3 protein-coding genes are annotated in these 3,003 nt (G+C 17.6%); all 3 read left to right on the forward strand.

Features of this window, described 5'->3' with window-relative positions; all coding sequences use genetic code 11:
* Positions 1-308: 308 nt before the first annotated feature.
* Positions 309-452 (forward strand): hypothetical protein, encoded by a 144-nt coding sequence (locus RJT25_RS02090; RefSeq protein ID WP_343126731.1) that lies wholly within the window; start codon positions 309-311, stop codon positions 450-452.
* Positions 453-589: 137 nt separating this feature from the next.
* Positions 590-1,861: a chorismate-binding protein gene (locus RJT25_RS02095; protein WP_343126732.1), complete on the forward strand. Its 1,272-nt coding sequence runs from the start codon at positions 590-592 to the stop codon at positions 1,859-1,861.
* Entirely contained in the window at positions 1,854-2,432 is a 579-nt protein-coding gene (locus RJT25_RS02100; RefSeq protein WP_343126730.1) for a glutamine amidotransferase-related protein, read from the forward strand. Before RJT25_RS02095 ends, RJT25_RS02100 begins: the two co-directional genes overlap by 8 nt.
* Positions 2,433-3,003: the final 571 nt, after the last annotated feature.

The raw sequence follows: 3,003 nt of genomic DNA on the forward strand, positions 1-3,003 counted from the left end.
ATTATTATTAATTATTATTCTTTTGTATTTGTGTTTTTATTATTATTATTAATTATTATTCTTTTGTATTTGTGTTTTTATTATTATTATTAATTATTATTTTTTTGTATTTGTGTTTTTATTATTATTATTAATTATTATTTTTTTGTATTTGTGTTTTTATTATTATTATTAATTATTATTTTTTTGTATTTGTGTTTTTATTATTATTATTAATTATTATTTTTTTGTATTTGTGTTTTTAAAAATTTTCTGTAATAATATATTATCTTTAAATTCTTTTAGATTTTATTTCTTGGATACTTATAATGATAAATAAAAATATTATGAAAATTTTTAAAAGTAATACAACGTATCATAAAAATATAATTAAAATTTTTTATACATTATGTAAAAAAAAAAAAAATACATTATTATTAGAATTCTCTAAAAAAAAAATATTATTATTTTAGATAGTATTTTAAGAATTTCAGCAAAAGAAACAAAAGTTTTTATTAAATCTTTTACAATTAATGGTCAAAAATTATTAAAATTATTAGATAAAAAAATACCAAAAAATTTATGTATTTTAAAAAAAAAAAACTTAAGAATATTATTATTTAAAAAATTTAAAAAAAAAAAATATGAAACAGAAAATTTTAAATCTTCATCTATTTTTGATAGTTTTCGTTTATTAATAAATAGTATTTCTTCTTCAGAAAATATTAGTTCTATGTTATTTGGAGGATTTTTTTCATATGATTTAATTTATAATTTTGAAAAATTACCATATGTAAAAAAAAAAAATAATTGTTTAGATTTTTGTTTTTATTTAGCAGAAAGTTTTTTAATAATTAATCATAAAAAAAAAATTTCTACATTACAAACAAATGTTTTTACAAAAAATTTTTTAGAATTAAAACGATTAAAAAAAAGATTTCAAGAAATAAAAAAAATTTTAAAAAAAAAAATTATGTCTTTAAAAATAATTACTACTTCTACTCATAAAATTTTTAAAATTTTTAAAAATTTTAAAAAAAAAAAATTTATAAAAAATATTAAAATTCTAAAATCTTTAATTTATTGTAATGAAATTTTTCAAATTAGAATTTCCTATAAATTCTTTATTCCTTGTGAACATCCTTTAAATGCTTACCAGAATTTAAAAAAAAAAAATCCTTATACATGTACATTTTATATGAAAGACCAAAATTTTATTTTATTTGGTTATTCATTAGAAAATTATTTAAAATATTCTTCACAAAAAAATCTTCTTCAAATATTTTCTTCTACTGGAATGGAATTTAGACAAAAAAATAAAAATAATATCTTTAATCAAAATTTTGATATACAAACTGAATTATTTTTACGTACTAATCAAAAAAAATTATCAGAACATATTATGTTAATTGATTTAATAAAAAATGATTTATCTAAAATTTGTAAAACTAATAGTCAAAAAATTTCTCAATTAATGAAAATAAAAAAATGTTCTAATACAATATATTTTCTTTCAAAAATTATTGGAAAATTAAAAAATAATTTAGATATTTTTCATTTTTTTCAAGCTTTTTTAAATGCAGGTATTGTAACAGGAATTCCAAAAATTAATGCCATGAAAATTATTGCTCAAATAGAAAAAATTAATCGTGGTCATTATGGTGGATCTATTGGATATTTTTTAGGATTTAAAAAAACAGAAATGTATACTATTTTAGATGCCGCTTATATTGAAAATAATATAGCAACTATACAATCTGGTATTCAAATATTTTTAGATTCTTGTCCTTATCAAGAAAATTTTAAATGTTTTGAAATAGCACAAATGATTTTATTAACAATTTTAGAATCTAATAATTTTTCAAATATATTTTATGTATAATATTTTACTTTTAAATAATTTAGATTCCTTAACATATAATTTAATAAATATGTTAAAAAATTTAAAACAAAAAATTATAATTTACCGCAATACTGAAAATTTTCAAACTATTCTTTTAACTTTAACTACAATGAAAAATCCCATTATTATATTATCTTCTGGACCAGGTATACCTGAAAATTCTGGTTGTTTATTAAAAATTTTAACATTTTGTAAAGGAAAAATTCCAATTTTAGGAATTGGTTTAGGATATTTGGCAATTATTAAAAAATATAATGGAATAATTTGTCATTCAAAAATTATTAAACTTGGACAATTTATATCTATCACACATGATCAATCAGAAATGTTCTTAAACATTCCTAATCCACTACTAGTAGCGCGATATTATACTTTAGTCTGTAAAAATATTCCTAAAGATTTAATTGTCAATGCGTGCTTTAAAAACACTCCTATGTCGATTCGTAATAATTTTGATCGTATTTGTGGTTTAAATTTTCATCCTGAATCCATTTTAACTTTTCATGGTAAAATTTTATTAAAACAACATATTGAATGGTTACGTTCTTAATTTTTTTTAAAAATAAAAATTGTGTATAACATCTGTAAAAATTGTGTATAACATCTGTAAAAATTGTGTATAACATCTGTAAAAATTGTGTATAACATCTGTAAAAATTGTGTATAACATCTGTAAAAATTGTGTATAACATCTGTAAAAATTGTGTATAACATCTGTAAAAATTGTGTATAACATCTGTAAAAATTGTGTATAACATCTGTAAAAATTGTGTATAACATCTGTAAAAATTGTGTATAACATCTGTAAAAATTGTGTATAACATCTGTAAAAATTGTGTATAACATCTGTAAAAATTGTGTATAACATCTGTAAAAATTGTGTATAACATCTGTAAAAATTGTGTATAACATCTGTAAAAATTGTGTATAACATCTGTAAAAATTGTGTATAACATCTGTAAAAATTGTGTATAACATCTGTAAAAATTGTGTATAACATCTGTAAAAATTGTGTATAACATCTGTAAAAATTGTGTATAACATCTGTAAAAATTGTGTATAACATCTGTAAAAATTGTGTATAACATCTGTAAAAATTGTGTATAACATCTGTAAAAATT

Origin of the sequence: Buchnera aphidicola (Nippolachnus piri) (genome assembly GCF_039383305.1) — a bacterium.
GTDB classification, from domain to species: domain Bacteria; phylum Pseudomonadota; class Gammaproteobacteria; order Enterobacterales; family Enterobacteriaceae; genus Buchnera_F; species Buchnera_F aphidicola_AZ.